Annotated in this window: 25 protein-coding genes; 15 read left to right on the top strand and 10 right to left on the bottom strand. The window is 71.1% G+C overall.

Features of this window, described 5'->3' with window-relative positions:
* Nucleotides 1-294 precede the first annotated feature (294 nt).
* From ABZ919_RS22300 to ABZ919_RS22290, 3 genes are all read left to right on the top strand, one after another.
* The gene (locus ABZ919_RS22300; RefSeq protein ID WP_361250625.1) at nucleotides 295-2,397 is read left to right on the top strand and encodes a PrsW family intramembrane metalloprotease; all 2,103 of its coding nucleotides are present in this window, start codon (nucleotides 295-297) and stop codon (nucleotides 2,395-2,397) included.
* A gap of 7 nt (nucleotides 2,398-2,404) precedes the next feature.
* Nucleotides 2,405-2,893 carry a hypothetical protein gene (locus ABZ919_RS22295; RefSeq protein ID WP_361250434.1) on the top strand — a complete coding sequence of 163 codons (489 nt, stop codon included), beginning with the start codon at nucleotides 2,405-2,407 and terminating at the stop codon, nucleotides 2,891-2,893.
* Nucleotides 2,894-3,027: 134 nt separating this feature from the next.
* Nucleotides 3,028-3,354, top strand: coding sequence for a hypothetical protein (locus tag ABZ919_RS22290; RefSeq protein WP_361250431.1), 327 nt, complete (start codon nucleotides 3,028-3,030; stop codon nucleotides 3,352-3,354).
* A gap of 105 nt (nucleotides 3,355-3,459) precedes the next feature.
* Here the strand turns inward: ABZ919_RS22290 and ABZ919_RS22285 are convergent, their stop codons facing one another.
* The gene (locus ABZ919_RS22285) at nucleotides 3,460-4,332 is read right to left on the bottom strand and encodes a 3-hydroxybutyryl-CoA dehydrogenase (protein WP_361250428.1); all 873 of its coding nucleotides are present in this window, start codon (nucleotides 4,330-4,332) and stop codon (nucleotides 3,460-3,462) included.
* Nucleotides 4,333-4,503: 171 nt separating this feature from the next.
* Between ABZ919_RS22285 and ABZ919_RS22280 the strand changes: the two genes are divergently transcribed.
* Complete coding sequence (locus ABZ919_RS22280; protein WP_361250425.1) at nucleotides 4,504-5,778, top strand: family 10 glycosylhydrolase; 1,275 nt, start codon at nucleotides 4,504-4,506, stop codon at nucleotides 5,776-5,778.
* On the opposite strand, the gene ABZ919_RS22275 is transcribed toward ABZ919_RS22280, so the two are convergent.
* Nucleotides 5,748-5,969 (bottom strand): DUF1918 domain-containing protein, encoded by a 222-nt coding sequence (locus ABZ919_RS22275; RefSeq protein WP_361250423.1) that lies wholly within the window; start codon nucleotides 5,967-5,969, stop codon nucleotides 5,748-5,750. The genes ABZ919_RS22280 and ABZ919_RS22275 overlap by 31 nt on opposite strands.
* Nucleotides 5,970-5,988: 19 nt before the next feature.
* Nucleotides 5,989-6,900 (bottom strand): DMT family transporter, encoded by a 912-nt coding sequence (locus ABZ919_RS22270; RefSeq protein WP_361250420.1) that lies wholly within the window; start codon nucleotides 6,898-6,900, stop codon nucleotides 5,989-5,991.
* On the opposite strand from ABZ919_RS22270, the gene ABZ919_RS22265 reads away from it, so the two are divergent.
* Entirely contained in the window at nucleotides 6,899-8,332 is a 1,434-nt protein-coding gene (locus tag ABZ919_RS22265) for a PLP-dependent aminotransferase family protein (protein WP_361250418.1), read from the top strand. The two genes, ABZ919_RS22270 and ABZ919_RS22265, sit on opposite strands and share 2 nt — an antisense overlap.
* On the opposite strand, the gene ABZ919_RS22260 is transcribed toward ABZ919_RS22265, so the two are convergent.
* Entirely contained in the window at nucleotides 8,329-8,535 is a 207-nt protein-coding gene (locus ABZ919_RS22260; protein WP_361250416.1) for a DUF6461 domain-containing protein, read from the bottom strand. The two genes, ABZ919_RS22265 and ABZ919_RS22260, sit on opposite strands and share 4 nt — an antisense overlap.
* A gap of 86 nt (nucleotides 8,536-8,621) precedes the next feature.
* Between ABZ919_RS22260 and ABZ919_RS22255 the strand changes: the two genes are divergently transcribed.
* Entirely contained in the window at nucleotides 8,622-9,215 is a 594-nt protein-coding gene (locus ABZ919_RS22255) for a histidine phosphatase family protein (protein ID WP_361250413.1), read from the top strand.
* Here ABZ919_RS22255 and ABZ919_RS22250 read toward each other — a convergent pair.
* On the bottom strand, nucleotides 9,197-9,640 hold the full coding sequence (locus tag ABZ919_RS22250; RefSeq protein WP_361250622.1) for a DUF6314 family protein: 444 nt from the start codon (nucleotides 9,638-9,640) through the stop codon (nucleotides 9,197-9,199). The genes ABZ919_RS22255 and ABZ919_RS22250 overlap by 19 nt on opposite strands.
* 260 nt (nucleotides 9,641-9,900) lie before the next feature.
* On the opposite strand from ABZ919_RS22250, the gene ABZ919_RS22245 reads away from it, so the two are divergent.
* The 8 genes from ABZ919_RS22245 to ABZ919_RS22210 are packed head-to-tail and all read left to right on the top strand — an operon-like array spanning nucleotide 9,901 to nucleotide 18,730.
* A complete protein-coding gene (locus ABZ919_RS22245; RefSeq protein WP_361250411.1) occupies nucleotides 9,901-12,516 on the top strand; it encodes a YfhO family protein in 2,616 nt (871 codons plus the stop codon).
* A 22-nt stretch (nucleotides 12,517-12,538) separates the two neighbouring features.
* Nucleotides 12,539-13,489, top strand: a complete 951-nt coding sequence (locus ABZ919_RS22240) for a glycosyltransferase family 2 protein (protein WP_361250409.1) — start codon at nucleotides 12,539-12,541, stop codon at nucleotides 13,487-13,489.
* Nucleotides 13,486-13,857: a GtrA family protein gene (locus tag ABZ919_RS22235; protein ID WP_361250406.1), complete on the top strand. Its 372-nt coding sequence runs from the start codon at nucleotides 13,486-13,488 to the stop codon at nucleotides 13,855-13,857. The genes ABZ919_RS22240 and ABZ919_RS22235 overlap by 4 nt, the downstream gene beginning before the upstream one ends.
* A gap of 45 nt (nucleotides 13,858-13,902) precedes the next feature.
* Complete coding sequence (gene argC / locus ABZ919_RS22230; protein WP_361250403.1) at nucleotides 13,903-14,931, top strand: N-acetyl-gamma-glutamyl-phosphate reductase; 1,029 nt, start codon at nucleotides 13,903-13,905, stop codon at nucleotides 14,929-14,931.
* Entirely contained in the window at nucleotides 14,928-16,079 is a 1,152-nt protein-coding gene (gene argJ / locus ABZ919_RS22225) for a bifunctional glutamate N-acetyltransferase/amino-acid acetyltransferase ArgJ (protein ID WP_361250400.1), read from the top strand. The genes argC and argJ overlap by 4 nt, the downstream gene beginning before the upstream one ends.
* Nucleotides 16,076-16,975 carry an acetylglutamate kinase gene (gene argB, locus ABZ919_RS22220; RefSeq protein ID WP_361250397.1) on the top strand — a complete coding sequence of 300 codons (900 nt, stop codon included), beginning with the start codon at nucleotides 16,076-16,078 and terminating at the stop codon, nucleotides 16,973-16,975. Before argJ ends, argB begins: the two co-directional genes overlap by 4 nt.
* Entirely contained in the window at nucleotides 16,972-18,177 is a 1,206-nt protein-coding gene (locus tag ABZ919_RS22215) for an acetylornithine transaminase (RefSeq protein ID WP_361250395.1), read from the top strand. Before argB ends, ABZ919_RS22215 begins: the two co-directional genes overlap by 4 nt.
* Before the next feature lie 7 nt (nucleotides 18,178-18,184).
* Complete coding sequence (locus ABZ919_RS22210; protein WP_361250392.1) at nucleotides 18,185-18,730, top strand: arginine repressor; 546 nt, start codon at nucleotides 18,185-18,187, stop codon at nucleotides 18,728-18,730.
* Between the two features lie 95 nt (nucleotides 18,731-18,825).
* Here ABZ919_RS22210 and ABZ919_RS22205 read toward each other — a convergent pair whose 3' ends face one another.
* Genes ABZ919_RS22205 through ABZ919_RS22185 form a run of 5 tightly spaced genes read right to left on the bottom strand, consistent with a single transcriptional unit; the run spans nucleotide 18,826 to nucleotide 23,769 of the window.
* Nucleotides 18,826-19,617, bottom strand: coding sequence for an FAD:protein FMN transferase (locus ABZ919_RS22205; RefSeq protein WP_361250619.1), 792 nt, complete (start codon nucleotides 19,615-19,617; stop codon nucleotides 18,826-18,828).
* A gap of 4 nt (nucleotides 19,618-19,621) precedes the next feature.
* The gene (locus ABZ919_RS22200) at nucleotides 19,622-20,431 is read right to left on the bottom strand and encodes an FMN-binding protein (RefSeq protein ID WP_361250389.1); all 810 of its coding nucleotides are present in this window, start codon (nucleotides 20,429-20,431) and stop codon (nucleotides 19,622-19,624) included.
* Nucleotides 20,432-20,448: 17 nt separating this feature from the next.
* A complete protein-coding gene (locus ABZ919_RS22195; RefSeq protein ID WP_361250386.1) occupies nucleotides 20,449-21,831 on the bottom strand; it encodes a ferredoxin reductase family protein in 1,383 nt (460 codons plus the stop codon).
* 59 nt (nucleotides 21,832-21,890) lie between these two features.
* Nucleotides 21,891-22,382 (bottom strand): FMN-binding protein, encoded by a 492-nt coding sequence (locus tag ABZ919_RS22190; RefSeq protein WP_361250384.1) that lies wholly within the window; start codon nucleotides 22,380-22,382, stop codon nucleotides 21,891-21,893.
* A 40-nt stretch (nucleotides 22,383-22,422) separates the two neighbouring features.
* A complete protein-coding gene (locus ABZ919_RS22185; RefSeq protein ID WP_361250381.1) occupies nucleotides 22,423-23,769 on the bottom strand; it encodes a ferric reductase-like transmembrane domain-containing protein in 1,347 nt (448 codons plus the stop codon).
* Nucleotides 23,770-23,978: 209 nt separating this feature from the next.
* Here ABZ919_RS22185 and ABZ919_RS22180 point away from each other — a divergent pair, with 209 nt between their 5' ends.
* The gene (locus tag ABZ919_RS22180; protein ID WP_361250379.1) at nucleotides 23,979-24,719 is read left to right on the top strand and encodes a response regulator transcription factor; all 741 of its coding nucleotides are present in this window, start codon (nucleotides 23,979-23,981) and stop codon (nucleotides 24,717-24,719) included.
* Nucleotides 24,720-24,785 lie beyond the last annotated feature (66 nt).

The raw sequence follows: 24,785 nt of genomic DNA, 5'->3' as shown, positions 1-24,785 counted from the left end.
CGTCGGCGTCGCAGTCGGTCGACGGTGGATCGCGTTGTTCGGCTGGACCTCGCGTTTGTAGTCCGGAATCGCGGTAGGAGTGCCGGACGCACTCGCGGACGGTCATCGGCGTGACCGCGGCGGGCACCGCCCTCATGGGGCTATCTACGCAGAGGGCCGGTTTGCAACCTGCATGTAACCACCCTGTCTGGCGTGCCAACTCGCTTGCCGCCGAAGCGGTCACATGAATAGCATCCCGTTCACTATCGCGAACTTGATGTTGCTTCGGCGTATCGGGGGCCTGACGTGACGCTGATGATGGCGGTGGCAGCTGCCTGGGGTGTGCTGCAGTTGTTCGTCGTTTCGGGGCCGACGCGTTCGCTGCGATTATCGACCGTACTGCTGGCACTCATGGTGGGCGTGTACGGCTGCGGCGTGGCGACAGCGTTGGTGCAGCTCGCCTACACCCGCCTCTACGCGGACCAGTCGGGACAGTCGCTGGCGACGGTGGTGAACACCACCAGCTACACGGTGGCTCCCTGGGCGGAGGAACTGATCAAGGTCTCCCCGCTGTTGCTGGTCGGGTTGAGTCCGAAGCTTCGCCGCCAGTGGGGGCTTACCGACTTCGTGGTGTTGGGCGCTGCTCTCGGGGGCGGGTTCGGGCTGCTGGAGGCGGTACTGCGGTACGGCCTTGACGCGCACCGGGCGTTGGTCCGTGGTGGGGGCTGGATCATCCCCGACAGTCTGTCCCCGCCCTATGTGCCTGGCCCGGGACAGGTGTTCACGTCCTGGCTCCCGGCGCCGTTCGGCCAAGCGGACATGACGGGCTCTCCCGGCACTCAGACCTTCTCGCATCTGGTGTGGACGGCGATGGCCGGCTTCGGGGTGGGGCTTCTGTGGCGCGGACGCCGTTGGACACGTCTGTCGTCGATCCTCCCGATCACGGTTGCTGTCGTCCATCACACGGTGAACAACTATGCAGCCCAGAAGCCCACCACTCATGCCACGCACTGGCTTGAAATCCTGGACGCGAGGGCGTGGGCAGCGCCGCTCGTGTGCCTGGCCATCGCCATGGTTGTCGACCTGCGTCAGATCCACCGCGCGAAGCGCACCGTGCCCGGTGTACTTCTTGCTGCTGAAAGGGCTGACGGTGACAGCGCGGGAGCCGCGCTGCGGTACGCGGCCTGGCGTGTGCCGTGGAGCATGCTGATCGCACTGCGGTACGTCAGGCTCCGGCGCTCATTGCTGTATGCCGCCGCGTCGGCGCCGCTCGACGCCACCGAGGAACTCCGCCACGTGGTCGCCGGGATCACTGCCCGGATGGACGTGTCCGACAACCAACGTGCCTGGCAGGGGCTGGACATCCGGGAACTGCTGAAGGCCGTCCGAGCCGCTCGTCGATCTCGACGGCGATGGCTGCTGCTGATCCCGTGCGTACTCGTGCTTCCCTCGGTTCTGTTCCTGGGTGTCGGTTCGTTCACCTCCACTGCCGAGCTTCAGAAGTTCTTCAGTACCGGCCCGGGACCGAAGATCCTCATGGGCTTCGGCATCGCCGCGCTGGCGTGGATCGCGTACCAGCTCAGCGCTCTGGTGCGGACCTGGCGAACAGCCTCGATCCAGCCGACGGGGGAACTGCTGGCGGTGCACCGCTTCCGTGTCGCAACCGCGCTGGGGGCGGCGACCACCGGTGCGCTGCTGCTGTGGCGGGGGTTTGGCACCGCGGGCCCCGGGGGCAGGGCGATCCACACGTTCCATCTCCTCGATGCTCTGAACACGTTCCTGGTCTACCTCGGCTTTGCCCTCCTCCTGCTGTCCCTGCTCGCCTTCTTGCCTCCGGCAGGCCTCGCGCTGGCTGGAGGCGGAGTTGCCGGTGCCGTCACGGCCGAAGCCGTCCTCAATGCCGGTGTCCTCGGTGCGGCTGGTGTCGTGCTGATGGCGGTCGGGGCAGGGGGATCCGGTGCTGGTGAGTCGAGCGGAGGGAAGCGCAGCGAAGTCCCGCAGTGGCTGCGTGACAAGTGGAACGAGGGACGGCAGTTCAACGAGGACAACTGGCCGCGCTACCCGGCGAACGAGGTGTATCTCGAAAACGGTAAAGTCCTGGACTCGTACCGGCCCGGAAAGGAGATCGTATCGCGCAAGCAGACGCAGATATGGAAGATCAAGCCGGACACGTTCCGGAACTATCTGCGCGAGATCAATCAGAAGTACAAGGCGGGAACGAAGATCCCGGACACGCCAAAGGCGCGCAGGGAATACCCGCAGTTGATCGGAAAACCCCTGAAGGGTAAGTACTATCTGGAAGTCCCGGTTCAGTCCCAGCCTGTGCCAGAATGGGCACTCAGGGAAGCGGCGGACCATAACGTGATAATCCGGGATGTGCAGGGCTTCGTCTACCGGCTACCGAAGGGCGCGGGCTGAATCAGTCATGATCTGGACCTACTGCGAGCAGTGGAACAACCTCACCGAGACGCCCATGAACCCGCTGACACCCGAACAGGCGCAAAGCAGGCATGCGTCGGGCCAGTTGTACACCGCCGTTGCCTTCCGTGATGAGCACTCCGCCGCGACGCTGCGTGTGGAAATGCGCCTGGAAACCGGGTACGCCTCGGTCATTTTCATGGATGAGTACGGCCGCGACTCCCTCGACTACACGTTCACCCTAGTCAACGGCTCTCTTTTCCTGGAGGCGGCAACCTCATACGACTACGGCGATTCACAGGAGCGAGGCGGATATGCGGACGCGGAACGCATGGAATCCTACGATTTCACCACCGATGGCATCATCCGGCGCACTGTAGAGGTTGATGGCGAGGAATCCAAGGAAAGCCGTCACGGCATTGACGTCACCGGTAACTGGGAGTCGGTTCCCAACTTCGGCGCCTACGATGCACTGATCCGACGCGACCGTGCTTGACCCTGAGGGACGGCAAGTTGATGGGCGACGTCGCTGACGGGTGTTCATGAGCAAGTGCGGTAGCGGTGCGGTCGGCCTCTGCCGGCCCACTCCCAGCTGTCGGTTCCAGGAACTCATCACGGGAGTGTGGACGAGTGGATGCTGACGATTTAGGGCGCTGGGTACCGGAGCATCCAGAGGAGGTCGCTGCCGTTTTCGCCAAGGCGGACTTCCCGTGGTGGATCGCAGGCGGGTATGCGATCGAACTCGCCGTCGGTCGTGAGCTGCGCCCGCACGACGAGACGAACGCGACCGGCGCTCCGTACCTTGCGCCCGAGGTGCAGTTCTTCTACAAGGCGAAGGCGACGCGGGACAAGGACGAGACCGACTTCGAGGCGGCGCTGCCGCTGCCGGGGGAAGAACAACGGGTCAAGCCGTGTCCCCGTGCAGACCACATGGGCTGGGCAAGGACGCGCGGATGAGGGCCCGGCGGGCGCCGCGAGAGCCCCCACGGCAGCGCCGCCATGGGTGCTGGTCCGGGTGAATTCGCCCTGGAACAGCGCCACTTGGCGGCGTCGCCGCACTCGCTAGTACGTGTAGAAGCCCGAGCCCGTCTTCCGGCCCAGCCGGCCCGCCTCGACCATGCGCTGCAGCAGCGGGGGAGCGGCGTACAGCGGCTCCTTGTACTCGGCGTACATCGAGTTGGCGATGGAGACGATGGTGTCCAGGCCGATCAGGTCGGACAGCTTCAGCGGACCCATCGGGTGGGCGCAGCCCATCTCCATGCCGTTGTCGATGTCCTCGCGGCTGGCGATGCCCGACTCGAACATCCGGATCGCCGAGAGCAGATACGGCACGAGCAGCGCGTTCACCACGAACCCGGAGCGGTCCTGGGCGCGGATGGCGTGCTTGCCGAGCACCTTCTCGGCGAAGACCTGGGCGCGGCTGAGGGTGCCCTCGGAGGTGGTGAGGGCCGGGATCAGCTCGACCAGATTCTGCACCGGGGCCGGATTGAAGAAGTGGATGCCGACCACGTGGTCCGGGCGGGAGGTGGCCACCGCCAGCTTGACCAGCGGAATCGAGGAGGTGTTCGAGGCGAGGATGGCGTCGGCGCGGGTCACCACCTGGTCGAGCACCTGGAAGATCTCCGTCTTCACCTGCTCGTTCTCCACGACCGCCTCGACCACGAGGTCGCGGTCGGCGAACTCGCCGAGGTCCGTGGTGAAGCTCAGCCGCGCCTGCGTCGCGTCCCGCTCCTCCTCGCTGATCTTGCCGCGCTCGGCGGCCTTGGCCAGGGAGCTGAACAGCCGGGTGCGGCCGATCTCCAGGGCCTCGCCGGTGGTCTCGGCGACCTTCACGTCCAGTCCTGCGCGGGCGCACACCTCGGCGATGCCGGCGCCCATCTGCCCGCAGCCCACGACTCCGACGCGCGCAATGTCTCCCGCTGGGATGCCCGTCACATCGACCCCTTCGCTGGTTCGGCTCGCTCGGCAGGGACCTCCTGGTTCGGCGCCTGCTCCGAACGTGCACGTTACCGTCAAGTATCGATGATCGATCGCGCGGGTGGGGTGCATCCTGGGGCGCGGAGCGATCCGTGACGGAGCGGATCCGGAGCGTATGGGGGTGTACGGATGGGGCGACTGTCACGGCGGGCCTTCACCCTGGCGGCGCTGTCGACGCTGGCGGCGCCCCCGAGCGCGGCGGCGGCCGCGGACCACCCGCCCCGCGCCGCCGCGGACCACCGGCCCCGCGCGGCCGATGACGGTCCGGCCCGCGCGGCCACCGAGATGCGGGGGGTGTGGCTCGCCACCGTGGCCAACCGGGACTGGCCGTCCCGGCCCGGCCTCACGGCCGCCGCGCAGCGGGCGGAGCTGCTCGCGCATCTCGACAGGGCGGCCCGTGACCGCCTCAACACGGTGATCTTCCAGGTACGGCCCACCGCCGACGCCCTGTGGCCGTCACCGTACGAGCCCTGGTCCGAGTACCTCACCGGCACCCAGGGCCGCAGCCCCGGCTGGGATCCCCTGGGCACCGCGGTGCGGGAGGCCCACGCCCGGGGCCTGCAACTGCACGCCTGGTTCAATCCGTACCGGATCGCGAACCACACCGACCTCAGCCGGCTGGCCGCCTCGCACCCTGCCCGCAGACACCCCGACTGGGCGGTGCCCTACGGCGGGAAGCTCTACTACAACCCCGGCCTGCCCGAGGTCCGCGCCTTCGTCGAGAAGGCGATGCTCGACGGGGTCGCCAGGTACCCCGTCGACGCCGTCCACTTCGACGACTACTTCTACCCCTACCCGGTGGCCGGGCAGACCTTCGACGACGACGACGCCTACGAGCGGTACGGCGGGGACTTTTCCGGCCGGGCCGCCTGGCGGCGGGACAACATCAACACACTCGTGCGGGAGACGGCCGCCGGCGTCAAGCGGATCCGCCCCGGCACCAGGTTCGGGATCAGCCCCTTCGGGGTGTGGCGCAACGCCTCCACCGACCGCCGGGGCTCGAAGACACAGGCGGGCGTGCAGACGTACGACGACCTGTACGCGGACACCCGTACCTGGGTGCGCAACCACTGGATCGACTACATCGTCCCGCAGCTGTACTGGAACATCGGCTTCGCCGCGGCCGACTACGCGAAACTGGTCGGCTGGTGGGCGGCGGTGGCGAGGGGCACCAGGACCCGGCTCTACATCGGCGAAGCCCTGTACAAGGCCGGAGCCGCCGGGCAGCCTCCGGCCTGGCAGGATCCGGCCGAGCTGTCCCGGCACCTTACTCTGGCCGCCCGCCACCCACAGGTGCGCGGGCATGTGTTCTTCGCCGCCGAGGACGTGGCGGCCGACCCGATCGGGGCGATGTCACGCGTGATCGCCGATCACTACGGGCGATCGGCGAAGCCACCCCGTTGATTCCTCTCGTCGCGGTGCTTGACCTGGCAGTCAGGTCCGGGGGACATGATCGCCTCGTGTCCGTCCTGGAAACGGACGCGGTAGGGCGGGTTGCCCTCGGTACCGAGTACTTCGACGACTTCCGTGACCTGGTCGTGCTGGCCCACCACCCTGCCGTGCTGGACCAACTGGTCGCCCTTGGATGCGCGCATCTGCAGGCCCTCCTCGTGATCACGACCGCTGTGTGACGGCGATGCACACGAGCACGGCGACGGCGGTCACCGGTGCGGCCGCCGTGAAGTGCTCGCCCAGCAGCAGCGCCGACCACACCAGTGTGAGCAGGGGTTGGGCCAACTGCAACTGGCTGGCCCTGGGGATGCCGATCGCCGCCATCCCCCGGTACCAGACGACCAGTCCGAGGAACTGCGAGCCCAGGGCCACCCACAGCAGGCCGGCGATGCCGTGCGCGGTGAGACGGACGGGCTCGTACGTCAGCGCCACCGTGGCAGCGGGCACGCTCAGCGGCGCGCACAGCACCAGCGCCCAGCCGATCACCTGCCAGCCCGGCATGACCCGGGCCAGTCGGCCGCCCTCGGTGTATCCGGCCGCGCACACCAGCAGGGCGGCGAACAGCAGACCGTCGGCGGTGGTGAGGGCGCCGCCGCTCTGTCCGACGGTGAAGGCGACCACGGCCGCGGCCCCCGCCAGCGCGGCCGTCCAGAACCGGTGCGAGGGGCGGCTGCCGGTGCGCAGGGCCGACAGGACGGCGGTGGTCAGCGGCAGCAGTCCCACGACGACGGCGGCGTGCGCGGTCGTGGAGGTCTGCAGCGCGAGCGTGGTCAGCATCGGGAAGCCGAGCACCACGCCGGCGCCGACGACGCCGAGACCCGGCAGATGCCGGCGTTCCGGCAGCGGAACCCGCAGCACGAGGAGACAGCCGCCCGCGACGAGCGCGGCGAGGACGCTGCGCACCGCCACCAGTGACCAGGGCCCGAAGCCCTCCAGACCCCAGGCGGTGGCCGGGAAGGTCAGGGAGAAGGAGGCGACACCGAGGGCGGCGAGGCCGGTGCCGACGCCTCGGCGCTCGCCGGGAGCGGTGACCGCTATCGGGCTCGGGGCAGTAGCGCTACTCTGTGCTCTCATGCATGAGAGTAGCAGTGTGGGTGATCTGGCAGCACGGCTCCGGCGGGAGCTGGACCGCTACTCCCCGGGTGGAAAGCTCCCGTCGAGCCGGGAACTGGTCGAGCGGTTCCACGTCAGCCCGGTGACCGTCTCGCGCGCCCTCGCCCAACTGGCGGCCGAGGGGCTGGTGGTCACCCGGCCCGGCGCGGGTGCCTTCCGGGCACGGCCGCACGCGGCGCAGACCCCGGCCGGGGACACCTCCTGGCAGGAGGTCGCGCTGAGCGCCGACGGCGCCGCCGACCACGTACCGCGCACGGTGGACGCCTCCGGGGTCACGGTCTCCCTGGCCGCCCCGCCACCCGGTGTGCTGGAGTTCAACGGCGGCTACCTGCACCCCTCCCTGCAGCCCGAGCGGGCCATGGCGGCGGCCCTGGCCCGCGCCGGGCGGCGGCCGGGCGCCTGGGGGAGGCCGCCGCTGGAGGGCCTGCCGGAACTGCGGGAGTGGTTCGCGCGCGGCATCGGCGGCGCCGTCACGGCGGCCGAGGTGCTGATCGCGGCCGGCGGGCAGTCCGCGCTGGCCACCGCGCTGCGCGCGCTCGCCCCACCCGGTGCCCCGGTCCTCGTCGAGTCGCCCACCTACCCGGGCATGCTGGCCCTCGCCCGCGCGGCCGGGCTGCGGCCGGTCCCGGTGCCCGTCGACGCCGACGGCGTACGGCCCGACCTGCTCGCCGACGCCTTCGGGGCCAGCGGCGCCCGGGTGTTCGTCTGCCAGCCCCTGTTCCAGAACCCGACCGGCGCCGTGCTGGCCCCCGGCCGGCGCGCCGAGGTGCTGCGCATCGCCCGGGAGGCCGGCGCGTTCGTCATCGAGGACGACTTCGTCCGGCGCCTGGTGCACGCCGACGCGGGACCGCTGCCCCGCCCGCTCGCGGCCGACGACCCGGACGGCGTGGTCGTGCACGTCGGCTCGCTGACCAAGGCGACCTCGCCGAGCTTCCGGGTGAGCGCGCTGGCCGCGCGCGGTCCGGTGCTCGAGCGCCTGCGCGCCATCCAGGTGGTGGACAGCTTCTTCGTCCCCCGGCCGTTGCAGGAGGCGGCCCTGGAACTGGTCGGCTCCCCGGCCTGGCCGCGCCATCTGCGGGCGCTCTCGGCCGAGTTGAAGGCCCGCCGCGACGCCATGACGGCCGCGCTCGCCCTGCACCTGCCCGAAATCGCCCTGCCGCACATCCCGTCCGGTGGCTACCACCTGTGGCTGCGCCTCCCCGACGGTGCCGACGAGTCCGCGCTCACCGTGGCCGCCCTCCGCGCGGGCGTCGCCCTCACGCCCGGCCGCCCCTACTTCAGCGCCGAACCCCCCGCCGCCCACCTGCGCCTGAGCTTCGCGGCGGTCGCCGGCACCGGAGAGATCACGGAGGGGGTACGGCGGCTGCGGGCGGCCCGTGACGGCAGACCCTAGGGCACTGTCACCAGCGCGCAGGTGATCTCGAGCGACTCGAACAGCTCGGGAGTCAGGCGGACCCCGGTGATCCGCTCGGCGAGTGCGAAGGCGGCTTCGGTGCGCAGGGCGAAGCTCCGCGAGCGGTTCCCCCCATACAACTTCGGCGTGTACGAGCGGTCCTCGGGGAAGCAGGTGGCGTACGCGGCCAGTGGATGGTCCACTCCGTTCGGGTAAGCGGTTGCTCACCCGCTGTAGCTCACAGGCGGCACCCCTTGACCTGCTCTCACCGGCGGCACACCATCACCGCATGCCACTGAGGGTGACGTTCGTCGCCGCCGCACGCAGTTCCCCGCTGCTGGCGGAGCGCTTCGAGGACGACCGGCCGCTGGACCAGGCCGGCTGGGACGAGGTGCAGCGCGCCGCCGGGGATCTGCTGCCACTGGCGGCGGCCGAGCTGCGCTACTGCTCGCCGACCCCGCGCAGCCGGGCCACCGGCGACGCGCTGGGATACGCGCCGCTGGTCCAGCTGGCGCTCCGGGACTGCGACATGGGCCGCTGGCGCGGGATGACGCTGGGCGAGGCGATGGCCCGCGAGCCGGACGCGGTGGACGCCTGGCTCGCCGACCCGCGCTCCACCCCGCACGGCGGCGAGTCCCTGCTGGCCTTCATCTCCCGGGTCGGCGGCTGGCTGGACACCCGTCCGGCGGACGACAGTGGCCGGATCGTCGCCGTCGCCGAGCCCGCCGTGATCCGCGCGGCCCTGGTCTACGCCCTGAAGGCGCCGCCCTCGACCTACTGGAACATCGACGTGCGCCCGCTGTCGACGTCCACCGTCACCGGCCGGGCGGGCCGCTGGAACCTCCGCCTCGACGGCGTCTGCGCTCAGCCCTCACGCACGTAGTCCGTGGCCAGCACGAGATCCTTGGCCGGACCGCCGACCCGCCACACCGTGTGCCAGCGGTCGGCGTCCAGGACGGTGAACTCGCCCAGGTAGAGATCGGCGGCGCACGGGTGCTCGGCGACGTACCGCCCCGAGCCGAGATCCAGCGCGTGGAAGGGCCGCCCGTCCGCGAACCGCACGTCCGCGCTGCCCGGCGTCGGTCCCGGCAGGAAGCGCAGCGTACGGGTCGCCGGCCGCGCCACACCCTGCCAGGTGAAGGTGCCGGACTCCTCGTGCAGCAGTCCGCCGCCCTCCAGTGAGCCGAAGACGGTCATCCCGCGGAAGTGCCCTCGCTCTCCGCTCGCCAGGTCCCGCACGTCGCGCTCGACGCGCCAGCGACCGGCCAGATGGGCCAGTACGTCGGCCACGGGCCAGAACTCGGCCACCGTCGCCCCTTCCGCCATGCCCGCCCCATCGGCGTGCTCCTACCCCTTCTCGCATTGTGCCAGAGCTCGTTCACCGTAAAAACACCCTCCGTAAATCAGAGATTTCCCGGCTGGCCATCAAATCCACGCGGAGTTTCCCGTATTCGGAGTGCGGCGCATCACTTTTCGGTGAGCGCACAACCAACCGGAAAGAAGGCTCGTCTAGGTCGGCGAAATGACGGGCACACCTTGTGGGGGAACGCCGGAAAATGCAAAAAGGTGTGAAACCGATATCCCGTCCAGCGCGGGCCGCCGCCCTGCTCGCCGCGGCCGTCGCACTGACGGCGTTCTGCGCCGGGGACGTCCTCGCCCGCAGCTACCCCTTCGGCCCCCGCACGCGCAGCGTCAACGACCTCGGCAACCAGTTCGTGCCCTTCCACGCCCACCTGTGGGACCTGCTGCACGGCCACGCCGACGGCGGTCTGCTCGTCAACTGGCAGTCCGGCTACGGTTCCAGCTTCCTGCCCGACCTCGGCACCTACCTCGGCAGCCCGTTCGCCCTGCTCGTGGCCGTCTTCCCCCGGGACCGGATCGACCTCGCCGTCTACGTCGTCACCGTACTGAAGATCGCCGCGGCCGCGGCCGCCATGGCCCGGCTGCTGCTCACCCTGCGTCCCGGGCGCTGGTGGGCCGCCGGACTGCTCGGCGCCTCCTACGCACTGTGCGGCTGGACCGTGGCCGACGCCGACTACAACCCGATGTGGCTCGACGGTCTGATCGCCCTGCCGCTGCTGTGCCTTGTCGGCGAGTGGGCGCTCGCGGGGCGCCGGCGCCTCCCCGGCGTCCTGATCGTCGCCCTCGCCTGGACCGCCAACTTCTACACCGCCTACATGGCCACCCTCGGCGCGGCACTGGTCCTGCTGCTGCGCCTGCTGCTCACCCGCCCGCCCCGCCGGCAGGCACTCGCGGCGGCCGGCCGCGCCGCCCTCACCGTCGCCCTCGGCATCGGCCTCGCCGCCCCCGTCGTCATGGTGATCTACTTGGGCACCAGGCACGCCTACCCGGGCCGCGTACAGCAGTTCACACCGGTGGCCGGCCAGGACCTGCTCGCCCGGCTGCTGCCGGCGACGTACGGCTTCGGCTCCCCGGCCCTCTACGTCGGCATCACCGCCCTGGTGCTCGCCCTCGCCCTGCCCTTCCACCGCGCCGTCCCCACCCCGGTCCGCCTGGGCTGGACGGCGCTGGTCGCGGCGGTCGCGCTGTCGCTCCAGTGGGCGCCGACCAGCCTGGCCTGGCACGCCTTCGCCACCCCGCAGGGCAGCTCCTACCGGCAGGCCTTCGTCCTGTGCGGACTGCTGGTCATCGCCGCCTGGCACGGCCTGGCGTACGGGCCGCCCGACCGGCGTGCGCTCGGGGCCGCGACCGCGCTGCTCGTCCTGATCACCGCCGTCGCCGGCCGGAGCGCGCTGGTACGGCCGCACACCTGGCCGGTGCTGCTGCTCGCCGTCGCGGGAACCCTCACCGGGCTCGTCCTCCTGGGGCGCGCCGGGCCGCGCACGAGACTCGCCGGCCTCGCCGTCGCCGTCCTCCTCGGCGCACAGGTCGGCGAGAGCGCCGCCACCTCCGCCGTCGCCACCGAGCTGCGCCTGAAACACCTGGACGACTACGCGCCCTGGGGTGAGCGCCAGGAGCGGCAGGCCTCGGCGATCGCCGACGCCGACGGCTGGCCCCGCTACCGCACCGACCCCGGCCGCGAACGGACCGTCGGCAACGACCCGATGCTGGTGGGCGGCCAGGGTGCGCAGTACTACAGCAGCCTCACCTCCGACGTCCTCAGCCGTACCCTGACCGCGCTCGGCGGCGGCTGGACCTCACGCGGCCGCAGCGTGGAGAGCCTCGACAACGCCGTCACCGACGTCGTCTTCTCCGTCGGCGCCCGGCTGCACAACCCGCCGGACCCGCACCAGGAACCACCGGCCCCGGCCGGCACCGACAGCACCGACAGCACCGACAGCACGGGCAGCACGGGCAGCGCCGACAGCACGGAGAGTGCCCCGGTCACCGTCACCCGGCGCGAGGTGCCGCCCCTGGTGACGGTGCGGACCGCGCCCGACGACGCCCCGTTCGGGCCCTCGCCGTACCGCAACCAGGAACTGCTGCTCGGCAGCCGCGTCTACGCCGTGCCCCGGGTCTCCGTGCACGACCACGGCGGCAAGCCGGTGCCAAGCCGCTACGTCGGCTCGGGCGACGCCCTGACCCGACCGGTGGTCACGGCCCGCTGCCCGGCGGGGACACAGGTGAATCTGTGGGCGCCGCACTTCTCCGGCACCGCACGGCTCGCGGGCACCGGTACCGGCGTCCCCTTCCGCTTCTCCCGCGGGCGCAACCGGGCCGCCATGGAGCCGCTCGGCCGCACCCCGCCCTCCGGGAGCGTGCGGATCGAGCTGGCACCGGACCGCCCCGGCCGCATACCGCCCGGCGCGGTCGGCTGCCTGGACACCGTCCGGCTGCACGCCGCCGCCGCCCGTCTGAAGGCCACCGGCGCCACCCGGGTGAGCGTCTCCGACGGCACCGTCCGCGCCCTGCTGCCCGCCGGCAGCAAGGGGATCGCGGTCGTCGCCGCACCCCGCATCGCCGGCTGGCGGTGCGCCACGGACGACGGCCCGGCGCGACCGGCCGGCGACTACCACGGCCTGATCGCCGTCCCCCTGGACGCCGGCTCGACCAGCCTGACCTGCACCTTCCACCCACCCGGCCTGCGGCTGGGCACGACCGTCGGGCTCGTCTCGCTCGCGAGCCTCGTCCTGCTCACCGCCCTCACCGCCGTCCGCCGCCGGCGCGTCCCCGCGCCGCCCACGACCACACCAGCGCGCGAGCGCGTGACCGCCGCACCCTGACCGTGCCCCTGGGGGACCTGCCATGCTGATATCGATCGTCGCGCCCTGCTACAACGAGGAAGACGTCCTGGAACGCTTCCACGACAGGATCCAGGGCGTCGCCGAGGAACTGCTGCCGCTCGGCCACGACATGGAGTTCGTGTACGTCGACGACGGCAGCCGCGACCGTACGCTCACCGTCCTGGAGCACCTGGCCGACCGCGACGCCCGGGTCCGCTACGTCTCCTTCAGCCGCAACTTCGGCAAGGAGGCCGCCCTGCTCGCGGGCCTGCGGCACGCCTCCGGCGACTCGGTGATCGTCATGGACGCCGACCTGCAGCATCCGCCGGAGCTGATCCGGCGGATGATCCGGCTGCGCGAGGAGGGCCACGACCAGGTCATCGCCCGGCGCAGCCGCACCGGTGACCGCCTCACCCGCACGCTCACCGCCCGCCTGTACTACCGGCTCGTCAACCGCCTGGTCGACGTCGAACTCGTCGACGGCGCCGGTGACTTCCGGTTGCTGTCGCGTCGCGTGGTGGACGCCGTGCTGGCCCTCACCGAGTACAACCGTTTCTCCAAGGGCCTGTTCGCCTGGGTGGGCTTCCCGAGCACCACGTTCGAGTACGAGAACGCCGAGCGCGAGGCCGGCAGCAGTTCCTGGAACCTGCGCGGCCTGCTCAACTACGGCATCGACGGCCTGCTGTCCTTCAACAACCGCCCGCTGCGCGCCGCCCTGTGGCTCGGTATGGGACTGCTGCTGTGCGCGGGCCTCTACACGGCCTGGATCGTGGGCGCCGCACTGGTCAACGGCGTCCAGACGCCCGGCTATGTGACCATCATCACCGCCGTCACCGCCCTGGCGGGCGTACAGATGGTCATGCTGGGAGTCATCGGGGAGTACACCGGCCGCATCTACTACGAGGTGAAGGGCCGCCCGCACTTCCTGGTGAAGGCGACCAACGTGGAACGGACGAAAGACCTCATTCCTTGAAGCGACAGATCCTCACCTTCGGCCTGGTCGGCGTGATCAACACCGCCACCTATTACTGTCTTTACCTTCTGTTCCTCACCTGGCTGCCCTATCTGGCCGCGCATGTTCTCGCCTTCGGTATCAGTATGGTCGGGTCCTTCTTCCTGAACGCGCGCTTCACCTACCGGACACCGCCGACCTGGCGCAAATTCCTGCTCTTCCCCCTGACCAACGTCACCAACTTTCTGATCACGACGGCCGGTGTGTACGTGATCGTCGACGTCCTGCACGCCGGCAGCCACTTCGCGCCGCTGCTCGCCTCGGCCGCGGCGATCCCGGTCACGTTCGTCGTGTCCCGCTGGGTGATGTTGCCCAAGTCGATTGCATAAACGTGCAGTGTCACGTATAGTCATGCCGTCTAGAGGAGGATGGACATGGCGGTACGTGCGGCGGTGGCCGGGGCGAGCGGTTACGCGGGCGGTGAGGTCCTGCGGCTGCTCCTCGCGCACCCCGAGGTCGAGATCGGTGCCCTGACCGGACACTCCAACGCCGGCCAGCGGCTCGGCGCGCTCCAGCCGCACCTCCTGCCGCTGGCCGACCGTGTGGTCACCGAGACCACCGCCGAGGCGCTCGCCGGGCACGACGTGGTCTTCCTCGCGCTGCCGCACGGGCAGTCCGCCGCCGTCGCCGAGCAGCTCGGCCCCGATGTGCTCGTGGTCGACATGGGCGCCGACTTCCGGCTGAAGGACCCGGCCGACTGGCAGAGGTTCTACGGCTCCGCGCACGCCGGCACCTGGCCCTACGGCCTCCCCGAACTTCCGGGTGCCCGCCGTGCGCTGGAGGGGGCCAAACGCATCGCGGTGCCCGGTTGCTACCCCACCGCCGTCACTCTCGCCCTGTTCCCGGCCTACGCCGCCGGACTCGCCGAGCCCGAGGCGGTGATCGTCGCGGCGTCCGGCACCTCCGGCGCGGGCAAGGCGCCCAAGCCGCACCTGCTCGGCAGCGAGGTCATGGGCTCCATGTCCCCGTACGGCGTCGGCGGCGGCCACCGGCACACCCCCGAGATGATCCAGAACCTGAGCGCGGCGGCGGGGGAGCGGGTCTCCGTCTCCTTCACGCCGACCCTGGCGCCGATGCCGCGCGGCATCCTCGCCACGTGCAGCGCGTCCGCCGTCGCGGGGGTGACGGCGGACTCCGTCCGCGCCGCCTACGAGAAGGCCTACGCCGACGAGCCCTTCCTTCGTCTGCTCCCCGAGGGCCAGTGGCCCGCCACGGCGTCCGTCCACGGTTCCAACGCCGTTCAGGTCCAGGTCGCTCACGACGAGAGCGTGGGCCGCATCATCGCGATCAGCGCCATCGACAACCTGACCAAGGGCACCGCGGGCGGTGCCGTCCAGAGCATGAACATCGCCCTGGGTCTCCCCGAGACCACCGGACTTTCCACGATCGGAGTCGCACCGTGAGCGTCACGGCAGCCAAGGGATTCACGGCGGCGGGCATCGCCGCCGGGATCAAGGAGAACGGCAACCCCGACCTGGCCCTCGTGGTCAACGAGGGGCCGCGCCGTGCCGCCGCGGGCGTCTTCACCTCCAACCGCGTGAAGGCGGCGCCGGTGCTGTGGTCGGAGCAGGTCGTGAAGAGCGGCCAGGTCTCGGCCGTCGTCCTCAACTCCGGCGGCGCCAACGCCTGCACGGGCCCGAAGGGCTTCCAGGACACCCACGCGACCGCCGAGAAGGCGGCCGAGGTGCTCGGCCGCGGCGCCGTCGAGGTCGCCGTCTGCTCCACCGGCCTCATCGGCGTCCTGCTGCCCATGGACAAGCTGCTGCCGGGCGTCGAGACCGCCGCCGCCCAGCTCTCCGAGCACGGCGGCGAGAAGGCCGCCATCGCCATCAAGACCACCGACACCGTCCACAAGACCTCGGTCGTCACGAAGGACCGCTGGACCGTCGGCGGCATGGCCAAGGGCGCCGGCATGCTCGCGCCGGGCCTCGCCACCATGCTGGTCGTCCTCACCACCGACGCCGACCTCGGCAACGAGGTGCTGGACAAGGCCCTGCGCGCCGCCACCAAGGTCACCTTCGACCGCGTCGACTCCGACGGCTGCATGTCCACCAACGACACCGTGCTGCTGCTCGCCTCCGGCGCCTCGGGCATCACCCCGCAGTACGAGGAGTTCGCCGAGGCCGTACGGCAGGTCTGCGACGACCTCGGCCGGCAGCTCATCGGCGACGCCGAGGGTGCCAGCAAGGACATCAAGGTCGAGGTGGTCAACGCGGCGAGCGAGGAGGACGCCGTCGAGGTCGGCCGCTCGATCGCCCGCAACAACCTCCTCAAGTGCGCGATCCACGGCGAGGACCCCAACTGGGGCCGGGTGCTCTCCGCGATCGGCACGACGAGGGCCGCCTTCGAGCCGGACCAGCTCAACGTCGCCATCAACGGCGTGTGGGTGTGCAAGAACGGTTCGGTGGGCGAGGACCGCGAGCTGGTGGACATGCGCTACCGCGAGGTGCACATCGTCGCCGACCTGGCGGCGGGTGCCGAGAGCGCGACCATCTGGACCAACGACCTGACCGCCGACTACGTCCACGAGAACAGCGCCTACTCGTCATGAGCACCCGTAAGCACACGGCCCTGCCGAAGGCCCAGATCCTCATCGAGGCGCTGCCCTGGCTGACCCGGCACCACGGCAAGATCGTCGTCATCAAGTTCGGCGGCAACGCCATGGTGAACGAGGAGCTGAAGGCCGCCTTCGCCCAGGACGTCGTCTTCCTCAGACACGCCGGCCTCAAGCCGGTCGTCGTCCACGGCGGCGGCCCGCAGATCAGCGCCGCCCTGGACAGGCACGGGATCGTCAGCGAGTTCAAGGCGGGCCTGCGCGTCACCACCGAGGACGCCATGGACGTCGTACGGATGGTGCTCGCGGGCCAGGTGCAGCGCGAGCTCGTGGGGCTGCTCAACCAGCACGGGCCGCTCGCCGTCGGACTCACCGGCGAGGACGCCCGCACCATCACCGCCATCAAGCACCAGCCCGAGATCGACGGCGAACTGGTCGACATCGGGCGGGTCGGCGAGATCACCGCGATCGACACGGGTGCGATCGAGGCGCTGCTCGCCGACGGCCGCATCCCGGTCGTCTCCTCGATCGCCCGCTCCCAGGACGACCACCATGTCTACAACGTCAATGCTGATACGGCGGCTGCGGCACTCGCTGCTGCGCTGGGGGCCGAGACCCTCATGGTCCTCACCGACGTGGAGGGCCTCTACGAGGACTGGCCGAACTCCGACGAGGTGATCAGCCGCCTCACCGCTTCCCAGCTGGAGAAGCTGCTGCCGGAGTTGAGCTCGGGCATGGTGCCGAAGATGGAGGGCTGCCTGCACGCCGTGCGCAACGGCGTGCACACGGCCCGCGTCATCGACGGCCGGGTCCAGCACTCGATCCTGCTGGAGATCTTCACCGACGAAGGCATCGGCACCATGGTCGTGCCGGACGAACAGGGGGACACATGAGCAACCGGGATCTGACCGCGCGGTGGCAGGGCGCGCTCATGGACAACTACGGCACCCCCCGTCTGCCCCTCGTGCGCGGCGCGGGTGTGAAGGTGTGGGACGCCGAGGGCCGGGAGTATCACGATTTCGTCGGCGGCATCGCCACCAACGCCCTCGGCCACGCCCACCCGGCGATCGTCGAGGCCGTCGGCAAGCAGATCGCTTCCCTCGGCCACATCTCCAACTTCTTCATGGCCGAACCCACCGTCGCCCTCGCCGAACGGCTCCTGACGCTCTTCGGCCGGGAGGGCAGGGTCTTCTTCTGCAACTCCGGCGCCGAGGCCAACGAGGCCGCCTTCAAGATCGGCCGGCTCACCGGGCGCACCCATATGGTCGCCACCGACGGCGGCTTCCACGGCCGTACGATGGGCGCCCTCGCGCTCACCGGCCAGCCCGCCAAGCAGGACCCCTTCCGGCCGCTGCCCGGCGACGTCACCCACGTTCCCTACGGTGACGCCCAGGCGCTCGCCGCCGCGGTCACCGAGGAGACGGCGCTCGTCGTCATCGAGCCGATCCAGGGGGAGAACGGGGTCGTGGTGCCGCCGGCCGGCTATCTGAAGGCCGCCCGCGCCATCACCGCCGCCACCGGTGCCCTGCTGGTCCTGGACGAGGTGCAGACCGGCGTCGGCCGCACCGGGACCTGGTTCGAGTACCAGGCCCACGAGGGCGTCCTCCCCGATGTCGTCACCCTGGCCAAACAGCTCGGCGGCGGACTGCCGCTCGGTGCCACCGTGGCCTTCGGCCGGGCCGCCGAACTGCTCCGGCCCGGCCACCACGGCACGACCTTCGGCGGCAACCCGGTCGCCTGTGCCGCGGGGCTCGCCGTGCTCGACACCATCGCCGACGACGGGCTGCTGGAGAACGTCAAACGGCAGAGCGAGAGGCTGCGCGCGGGAATCGAGGCTCTGGGCCACCCGTTGATCGATTATGTGCGGGGTGCCGGTCTGCTCCTGGGTATCGTGCTCACCGGGCCGCGCGCGCACCAGGTGCAGCAGACGGCCCAGGAGGCCGGGTTCCTGGTGAACGCGCCCGCCCCGGACGTCGTACGGCTCATGCCGCCGCTGAACGTGAACGACGACGAGACAGGCGCCTTCCTCCGGGCGCTGCCCGGCATCCTCGACGCAGCGAACCCAGCGGATGGGGACGGACGATCCGGAGAATAGGACGACGATGAGCCATGCGCAGGACCACGAGCAGGCGGCGGGTGCCGGGCCCGCCGTGCCGCAGACCCGTACCGCGCGGCACCGCCGGATCGTGGACATCCTCAACCGGCAGCCGGTGCGGTCGCAGAGCCAGCTGGCGAAGCTGCTCGCCGACGACGGGCTGAGCGTCACCCAGGCGACGCTCTCCCGGGACCTCGACGAGCTGAACGCGGTGAAGATCCGCAACACCGACGGCGAGCTGATCTACGCGGTGCCGAGCGAGGGGGGATTCCGTACCCCCCGCGCCCCCTTGGGGGGGTCGGCGAAGGAGGAGCGGATGCGGCGGCTCTCGCAGGAGCTGCTGATCTCCGCAGAGGCATCGGCGAACCTCGTCGTCCTGCGGACCCCTCCCGGGGCCGCGCAGTTCCTCGCCTCCGCCATCGACCAGGCCGAACTGCACGACATCCTGGGCACCATCGCGGGTGACGACACACTGCTTCTGATCAGCCGGGACCCGACCGGCGGCCAGGCACTGGCGGACCACCTGCTGCGCCTGGCCCAGAACGGGCACTGAGCCCGTATGCGGCCGATGGCATCCGAGGGTCCCGGCGCCGTCGTCGCGCCGGGACCATGCCGTTGGGCAGGCGCCGCGGGGAAGAAGGAGCGCCCTCAGCCCAGCCGTGCCGCCAACCCCCCGGTGCAGCGCACCTCGTCACCGGCCGTGATCAGCAGGCCCTCGACGTCCGGCAGCGCCTCCAGCCAGGCCAGCCCCGCCCGCGAGCCCATCGCGAAGGCCGCCGTGGCCCAGCAGTCCACCCAGGTCAGGCGCGGACCGACCACGGTCACCGCCACCAGGTCCGTCACCGCCGACCTGCCCGTGCGCGGATCCACGATGTGTGCGCCCCGCTCCGCCGTGCCCGAGGTCGCCACCGACAGCTCGGCCACGCCCGCCGTGGAGATCACCGCCGCCAGCCCACCGGGCCGGAGCGGATCGGCGACCCCCACCCGCCACGGCCGCTGCGGCTCGGGCATGCCCAGCAACTGGACGTCCCCGCCGCCGTTGACGCTCACCCCCCGCACGCCGGCCACCTCCGCCAGCAGCCGCGCGGCCCGCTCGGCGGCCCAGCCCTTGACGATGCCGGTGGGGTCGAGCGAGCCCCGGTAGCGGGCGCTGAACCAGCCCCCGCTCACCCGTTCCGCCTCGGCCGCGAGGTCCAGCACCTCGGCCATCTCGGGCGCGCACTGTGCCAGGGTCAGCTCACCCCGGGCCAGCCGTGACACCTCGCTGTCCTCGCGATAGGTGCTGAACAACGCGTCCGTGCGGTGCAGACCGGCCACGGCTTCGGCCAGGGCCTCGCGCACCGCACCGGGTTCCCCGCCGCGGACGTCGAAGGAGAAGACGGTCCCCATGACCTCCTCCGCATGACGCACCGCGGCGGGAGCCTCAGCCGACTCGGCCACCGCGTCAGCCACCGGCCTGGTCCAGGGCCGACTGGAGCGACTGCTTGTAGCCGGTGCTGGTGTAGGTGGCGCCGGAGACGGCGTCGATGGTCGCGTTGCCGGCCGTGACGGCCTCCTGGTTCAGCTTGGGCACGGCCATCGCCGTCTTCTGGTCGCTGAGTCCGCCCTTGGGCGCCTGGACGGCCTCCGCCTTGGTGATCTTGCCGCCGCTGACCGTGATCCGCACCTGGACCGGGCCGTACTGGGTCTGCGCGACCTTCCCGGTGACCGTACGGGCCTGCGCCGCACCGGAGGAGTGGGAGGTGCCGGAGGAACCGGAACCCGCCGAACCGGCCGGCGCGGACTTCATTTTGTCCAGGGCCGACTGGAGCGACTTCTTGTAGCCGTTGCTCGTGTAGGTGGCCCCGGACACCGCGTCGATCTGCGCGCTCTGCGCCGCGACGGCCTCCTGGTTCAGCTTCGGGACCGCCAATGCGGTCTTCTGGTCGCTGAGTCCGCCCTTGGGCGCCTGGACGGCCTCCGCCTTGGTGATCTTCCCGCCCGCGACGGACAGCCGGACCTGCACGGTCCCGTACTGCGTCTGTGTGGCGTCACCGGTCACCGTGCCGGCGGCCGAACCGGCCGAACCGGCCGCGCCCGCCGCCTGCGCGCCGCCCTGCGGTGACTGCTGTGCCGCCGTCGCCTGCGGGGCCGCGCCCGCCGCGGACGCCGCGGCCGGATCGGACGCCGGCTTCAGCGACAGCAGCAGCACGACACCGGACACCGTCGCCGCGGTGGCGAGCATGATCCGCCGGATGGGGTGGCTCTTCCTCATCTGTCCGTAGCTCCCGCTCACATCTCGAAGGACTCGTGATGGATGCGGCGGGCGGGGACCCCCGCGCCGCGCAGTGCCTCGTACACCGACTGCGCGAACCCGGGCGGGCCGCACATGAACACGTCGTGCCGGTCGATGTCCGGGATCTTCCGCTCCAGGTTCTCCGCGGAGATGTCCGGGCGTTCACCGTCGGGGCTGTTCACCGCGTACATCAGCCGGGCTCCCCGCTCGTCGGCGATCTTCGCCAGCTCGTCCCACAGCGCCAGGTCCTGGGTGGTGTTGGCCCGGTAGAGCAGGGTGATGTCCCCGGCCGCGCCGGGCAGCGTCTCGAACAGGGCCCGCATCGGTGTGATGCCGACGCCGCCCGCGACCAGCAGCACCTTGCCCCGGCTGCGGCGCTGGGCGGTCATCGCCCCGTAGGGGCCCTCGGCCCACACCTTGGTGCCGGGGGTGAGCTCCCGGAGCCGGGCGCTGTGGTCGCCGATCGCCTTCACCGTGATCCGCAGCATGTCCGGGCGCGGCGCCGCCGACAGCGAGTACGGGTGCGAGCTGAAGCGCATCCCGGGAGCGAGGAACCGCCAGCGGAAGAACTGCCCCGCCTCCGCACCCATCCGGTGCAGCCTCCGCCCGCTGATCAGCACCGAGACGATCCCCGGCGTCTCCTCGACGACGGCCTCCACGCGCATCCGGTGCCGGAGGTTCAGCCGGATCGGGGTGAGGATCCGGTACCAGATCACCAGTGCGGTCACCGCGCCGTACAGGCCGTACCAGAAGGTCTTCGCCATGGGCTCGACCGCGAAGTCGTTGCCGGTGGTGATCTGGTGCCAGAACGTCAGGAACACCGCCGCGTACGTCAGCAGATGGACGTGGTACCAGGTGTCGTACGGCAGCCGGCGGCGGACCGCGCCGATCGAGGACAGGCCGATGAGCACGAACAGGCCCGTGCCGATGGCGGCCTTGCCCATGTCGGGCAGCTGGTTGATGGAGTCGATGGTCTGCTGGACGATGTCGTTCAGCGACTTGCCCGCCTGCAGCGCGTACCCCCACATGGTGAGGAAGACGTGCGCCACGATCAGGCACAGCGTGTAGCGGCCGCTCATCGCGTGCCAGCGGGCCACCCGGTCCGAGCCGACCCGCCGTTCCAGTGCGGGCACGCGCGCCATCTGGAGCACGACCAGCGCCATGAGGTAGCCGGCCAACAGGCCCGTGATGCGGCCCGCGTTGAGAATCCTGCTGTTGTCGTCGGCGATGGACGGGGTGTTGTGCCACCAGAGCCACAGGACGCCCACCGCGCCCGCCCAGACGGCGAGCAGCAGCGGTACGGCCGGGCTGCGGCGCGGGCGGATGCGGCGCATCGTCTGTCGGCGGGCGGCACGTCCGCCTGCGAGCGTGGTGGACACGGTTCCTCCGTGGGGACTCGACCGTTGGCCCTCAGATACGTGCCGCATGCGCCGAGTGTTCAGAGCCCCGCCGAGTCCAGCGCGGACTGGAGGGACTGCCGGTAGCCGGTGCTGGTGTACGTCGCCCCCGACACCATGTCGATGCTCGCGCTCTGCGCGTCCAGCGTCTCGCGCCGCAGCTGGGGCAGCGCGTAGCTGTTGATCTCCTGGTCGTGCGGGTTGTCCGACGGGTACTGCACGGCCGTCACTTCCGTGATCTTGCCGCTCTTGATCGTCACCCGCACCTGGACCGGGCCCCAGCGGGTCTGGACGGTGTCGCCGGTGACGGTCTTGGAGACACCCTTCGTACCCGAGGACGAGCCGCCCGACGAGCCGCCCGATCCGCTCGACGGGGCCGAACTGCTCGCCACGGCAGGCGACTTGGTGTCGGCCGTGGCCGGCACGGGACTCGTGTGCGGCTTCAGCGACAGCAGCAGCACCATCCCGGACACCGTGGCGGCACTCGCCAGCACGATCCGGCGGAGCGGGCGGTTCTTCTTCAACGCGTGCACTTCTACGGCCTCACAGTTCTCGTCGACGGCTCTGCGGCGGTCACAGTTCGAACGACTCGTGGTGGATACGGCGGTCCGGAACCCCGGCCGCGCGCAGTGCCTCGTACACGTCCTGCGCGAAGGCGTGCGGCCCGCAGATGTAGACGTCGTGGCCCGCGAGTCCCGGGAAGGTGGCGCGCAGCGACTCCGCGGTGATGTCCGGGCGCTCGCCCCGGGGGCCGTTCAGCGCGTACAGCACCTGGGCGCCGCGCCAACGGGCGATCGACTCCAGTTCCCCGCCGAGCGCCAGGTCCTCGGCACCGCGCGCCCGGTACAGCAGGGTGACCTCACCGGGCAGCGTCTCGAACAGCGCCCGCAGCGGGGTGATGCCGACGCCGGCCGCGATCAGCAGCGAGTGGTGGCTGGTGGCCCGGTCGGCGGTCATGGAGCCGTAGGGGCCCTCCGCCCACACCCGGGTGCCGGGCCGCAGCAGGGCCACGGCCGTGCTGTGGTCGCCGAGGGCCTTGACCGTGATGCGCATCAGGTCCGGGCGCGGCGGCGCCGACAGGGAGTACGGCGTCGACGTCCAGCGCAGTCCCTCGCCGAGGAACCGCCAGCGGAAGAACTGCCCGGGGCGTGCCCCGAGCCCGTCCAGGTGCTGCCCGCGCACGACGATCGAGTAGACGCCGGGCGCCTCCCGGTGAACCGAGTCGACGCGCAGCCGGTGGCGCCGGTTGAGCCGCACCGGGGCGAGGATCCGGTACCACAGCACCAGGGCCGCGACGCCCAGGTAGAGCACGTACCAGACGGCGGTCGCGACCGGCTTGCCGTTGAACTCGTCGCCCAGCGTCAGCTGGTGGAAGAAGGCCAGGAAGACGGCCGCGTAGGTCAGCAGGTGGACGTGGTACCAGAACTCGTGGCTCGTACGGCGGCGCACGGCCCGGGCCGAGGTGATGCCGACCGCGAAGAGGATCACCGTGCCGGCGGTGGCCTTGAGCATGTCCGGGTAGTCCAGGACGACGGCCGCCGTCTCGTGCCAGAGCGTGGCCCGGTCCTGGGCGGCGTATCCGGTGAGGATCAGTGCGACGTGCGCGACGAGCAGGCAGATCGTGTACCGGCCGGCCATCGCGTGCCAGCGCGCCACCCGGTCCGAGCCGATCCGGGTCTCCAGCAGCGGCACCCGCGCCATCAGGCCGAGGAGCACCGCGCAGGCGTACCCGCACAGCAGGCCGGCGATCCGCCCGGCGCCGGTCAGCCAGCCGGCCGTACCGACCACGGACCCCGTGTCCGCCCACCACAGCGCGACCACGGCCGCCGCCCCGCCCCACAGCACGGCCAGCACGGGCCCCGCGGGGGAGCGCCGTGCGGTCGCGGGCGGGGCCGCCCGACGCGTGTCCACGGTCGTCATCAGTCGCTGTCCCTTCGTCCGCCGTACCCGGCCACTGTGCGGCGGGAAGCTCTGAGCCACCTCTGAGGGACCCCTGCACAGGCCTTTTCAGAGCGGACTCAGAAGGGGTTCTCAGCCGGCGTTGAGAGGGTGGGAGCGCGCACTCAGAGAAAACTCAGAGGGCAGCGGGTACGACGCACCCCTGGACAGGGGCGATGCTGGTAGGCGCGATGAACACGACCCGTTCCGGCCGCCCGGCCCTCACCCGACCCGACGGCACCCCGCTGCACGTCCTCGTCGTCGACGACGATCCCGACCTCGCGGAGGTGCTCACCGGAGCCCTGCGCTACGAGGGCTGGGAGGTGCGTGCCGCCGCCGACGGCGCCTCGGCGCTGAGCACCGCGCGCGAGCTGCTGCCCGACGCCGTCGTCCTGGACGTGATGCTCCCGGACACCGACGGCTTCGCCGTGCTGCGCCGGCTGCGCGAGGCGAAGCCCGACGTGTGTGTGCTCTTCCTCACGGCCAGGGACGCGGTCGAGGACCGGATAGCGGGCATCACGGCGGGCGGCGACGACTACGTCACCAAGCCCTTCAGCCTGGAGGAGGTCGTCGCCCGGCTGCGCGGCCTGCTGCGCCGGGCGGGCATGGCCAGGCAGCTGGAGGACGGGCCGCGGCTGATCGTCGGGGACCTGGTGATGGACGAGGAGGCCCGCGAGGTCACCCGGGCCGGTGACCTGATCGAACTCTCACCCACCGAGTTCGAACTCCTCCGCTTCCTCATGCGCAACCCGCGCCGCGTGCTCAGCAAGGCGCAGATCCTCGACCGGGTCTGGTCCTACGACTTCGGCGGCCGGGCGCATGTGGTCGAGCTGTACATCTCCTATCTGCGCAAGAAGATCGACGCGGGGCGCGAGCCCATGATCCACACCGTGCGTGGGTCGGGCTACGTCCTGAAACCGGTGACCAAGTGACCCGCCCGGGCAAGCCGAACGGACTGCAGCACGGTCTCATCCGTCTGGGCCGTCTGGGCCGTCTGG

Origin of the sequence: Streptomyces sp. NPDC046759, from assembly GCF_040645475.1 — a bacterium.
Classification (GTDB): domain Bacteria; phylum Actinomycetota; class Actinomycetes; order Streptomycetales; family Streptomycetaceae; genus Streptomyces.
The sequence above is the reverse complement of the archived record's forward strand: the minus strand, read 5'-3'. Positions and strand labels throughout refer to the sequence as shown.